The sequence below is a fragment of the Lactobacillus helveticus DSM 20075 = CGMCC 1.1877 genome, assembly GCF_000160855.1.
Lineage (GTDB): Bacteria > Bacillota > Bacilli > Lactobacillales > Lactobacillaceae > Lactobacillus > Lactobacillus helveticus.
In genome coordinates this window covers 286,264-288,743 of record NZ_GG700753.1, presented here as the reverse complement: position 1 = coordinate 288,743, position 2,480 = coordinate 286,264, and the positions used below count along the sequence as shown (strand labels likewise).

The window sequence follows — 2,480 nt, the reverse complement described above, 5'->3', positions numbered from 1 at the left end:
AAATTAATAAAAAGTATTGACTAAAATTTAATAAGAATGTAGACTACATGTAAATCGAAGAGGCGCAACTGACAAAAGTAACAATTACGAGTTAGGCGAAACGAAGACTAATTGTGAAAGGGGAAGTTGCCGAAGCTTAAACCAAGCTAAAGGTATTAAGCTGGGTCGTGATTGAACAAATTACGGATTGTCGCGAACAAAATTCGCGGAGCGCTATCGACCGTAAGATTAAGTGAAAACTAATCCATTGTTTGTTTAGCGCAGACAATGGATTTTTTTATTGGGTGCTTCGCATGTATAAATGCTAGGGGCAAGATATGAATTCACAAATTTCAGAAAATCAAATCAATCAAGCAGGACATTTAACTATTGGTGGTGTTGATACAGTTGAATTAGCTAAGAAGTATGGCACACCTCTTGTTGTATACGATGTAGAGCAAATTCGTCATCAAATTAGAGCTTTTAAGAAAGTATTTGAAGAAGAAAACGTAAAATATGCAGTTAGTTACGCTAGTAAAGCTTTTGCTTGTATAGCGATGTATCAAGTAGCTGCAGCAGAAGGTGCTTATACTGATGTGGTTTCGGATGGAGAGTTATATACAGCTTTGAAAGCAAATTTTCCAGTAAAGAAAATCAGTTTTCACGGTAATAACAAATCTAAGTCAGAGCTTGAAATGGCCGTTAAAAACCATATTGGCAAGATCATCATTGATAATTTTCATGAAATTAAGCTATTGGATCAGGTATTGCGAAAGCACGATGCCAAAATTGATGTCATGTTAAGAATTACACCAGGCATTTCAGCTCATACGCATGAATATGATCAAACCGGTCAAGTAGATAACAAGTTCGGATTTGATTTGGAATCAGGCCAAGCAGATTTGGCTTTAGAACAAGTTCTAGCTAATTCAAGAATGAATATGATTGGAATTCATGCTCATATTGGATCACAAATTTTTGAATTAAATGGCTTTGAAATGGCTGCAAAAAAATTAATGGAAGTTGCTGAAAATTGGCGCAGTCAATATGGTTATACTGCTCAAGTAATTAATGTTGGCGGTGGATTCGGCATTAAATATACTGCAGAAGATAATCCATTAAGGCCAGAAGAATTTGTTAGAGCAATTGTTAAAACTATCAAGAAAGAAGCTAAGAATGCTGCCTTTCCACTTCCAGAAATTGATATTGAACCTGGACGTTCTATCGTAGGACCAGCTGGTTATAACTTATATATAACTGGTAGTCGCAAAATTGTACCAGGTCATTGTCCTTATGTAACGGTGGATGGCGGAATGGGTGATAACATTCGTCCGGCTCTGTATGATGCAAAATATGAAACAGTTTTAGCCACTGATCCGCGAGCTGATTTGACTGAACATGTGAGAATTGCCGGCAAATATTGTGAAAGTGGCGACATCTTAGCTGATGATCAAGCACTTCCTGCAACGAAGTCAGGTTCACTTTTGGCAATGCTTGATACTGGAGCATATGGCTATTCAATGGCCTCAAATTATAATCGCAATGCTCGTCCAGCTGTTGTTTTTGCGGAAAATGGCAAGGCCCAACTAGTCATTAAACGAGAAAGTCTAGAAGATTTAGTTCATTTAGATCAACCATATAATAATGAAGATTAATTTTTAAAGGGGAAACATTATGACGAAATTAGATGCAAAAAGTATTATCAATTACATTGGCAATGCTCCTAAGAAAACGCCAGTTAAGGTCTTTATTAAAGGACAACTTGATCAAATTGATTTTCCAGAAGAAATTGAAAATTTCAATGAAACACATTCTGGGGTGATTTTCGGCGACTGGAAAGATGTCGAACCATTTTTAAAAGAAAATCAGGATAAGATTCAAGATTATCGTATTGAAAATAATGCTAGAAATTCAGCTGTGCCTATGATCGATATGAAGAAATTTGATGCGCGGATTGAACCAGGTGCCATTATTCGAGATCAAGTGGCTATCGGTAAAAATGCAGTCATCATGATGGGTGCAATTATTAATATCGGTGCAGAAATTGGCGATGATACCATGATTGACATGGGCGTGGTTTTAGGTGGACGTGCAATTGTCGGCAAGCATTGTCATATCGGTGCAGGCAGCGTGCTAGCCGGTGTAATTGAACCAGCTTCTGCCACTCCAGTTAAGATTGATGACAACGTAGTAATGGGTGCCAATGCAGTGGTGATCGAAGGCGTCCATGTTGGTGAAGGTGCTGTGATTGCTGCTGGTGCTGTAGTAACTCATGATGTAGAACCACATACAATGGTAGCGGGTGTTCCAGCTAAGGTGATTAAAAAGGTTGACGATCAAACTGAAAGCAAGACAGGTTTAGAAGATAATTTGAGAAAGATTTAGTTATGGCGGTTTTAACTGAAAGTGAACTAATTCAGATTAGAAGACATTTGCATGAGATTCCTGAATTAGCTTTGCAAGAAAAAGAGACTCATGATTATTTACTAAAAATAATTAAG

At 37.4% G+C, this 2,480-nt stretch carries 2 protein-coding genes and 1 riboswitch; both genes read left to right on the top strand.

The genetic code is table 11. The annotated features are described in order from the left end of the window. Nucleotides 1–50: 50 nt before the first annotated feature. Nucleotides 51–224, top strand: a riboswitch (Lysine riboswitch). 93 nt (nt 225–317) lie between these two features. Continuing rightward, nucleotides 318–1,634 carry a diaminopimelate decarboxylase gene (lysA, locus tag HMPREF0518_RS04965; protein ID WP_003626731.1) on the top strand — a complete coding sequence of 439 codons (1,317 nt, stop codon included), beginning with the start codon at nt 318–320 and terminating at the stop codon, nt 1,632–1,634. A 19-nt stretch (nt 1,635–1,653) separates the two neighbouring features. Next, a complete protein-coding gene (gene dapD, locus HMPREF0518_RS04960; protein ID WP_003626729.1) occupies nt 1,654–2,364 on the top strand; it encodes a 2,3,4,5-tetrahydropyridine-2,6-dicarboxylate N-acetyltransferase in 711 nt (236 codons plus the stop codon). The last annotated feature ends 116 nt before the right edge of the window (nt 2,365–2,480 follow it).

Coding starts and splice junctions, on each gene's coding strand:
- lysA (WP_003626731.1), top strand. CDS start 318: ATGAATTCACAAATTTCAGAAAATCAAATCAATCAAGCAGGACATTTA.
- dapD (WP_003626729.1), top strand. CDS start 1,654: ATGACGAAATTAGATGCAAAAAGTATTATCAATTACATTGGCAATGCT.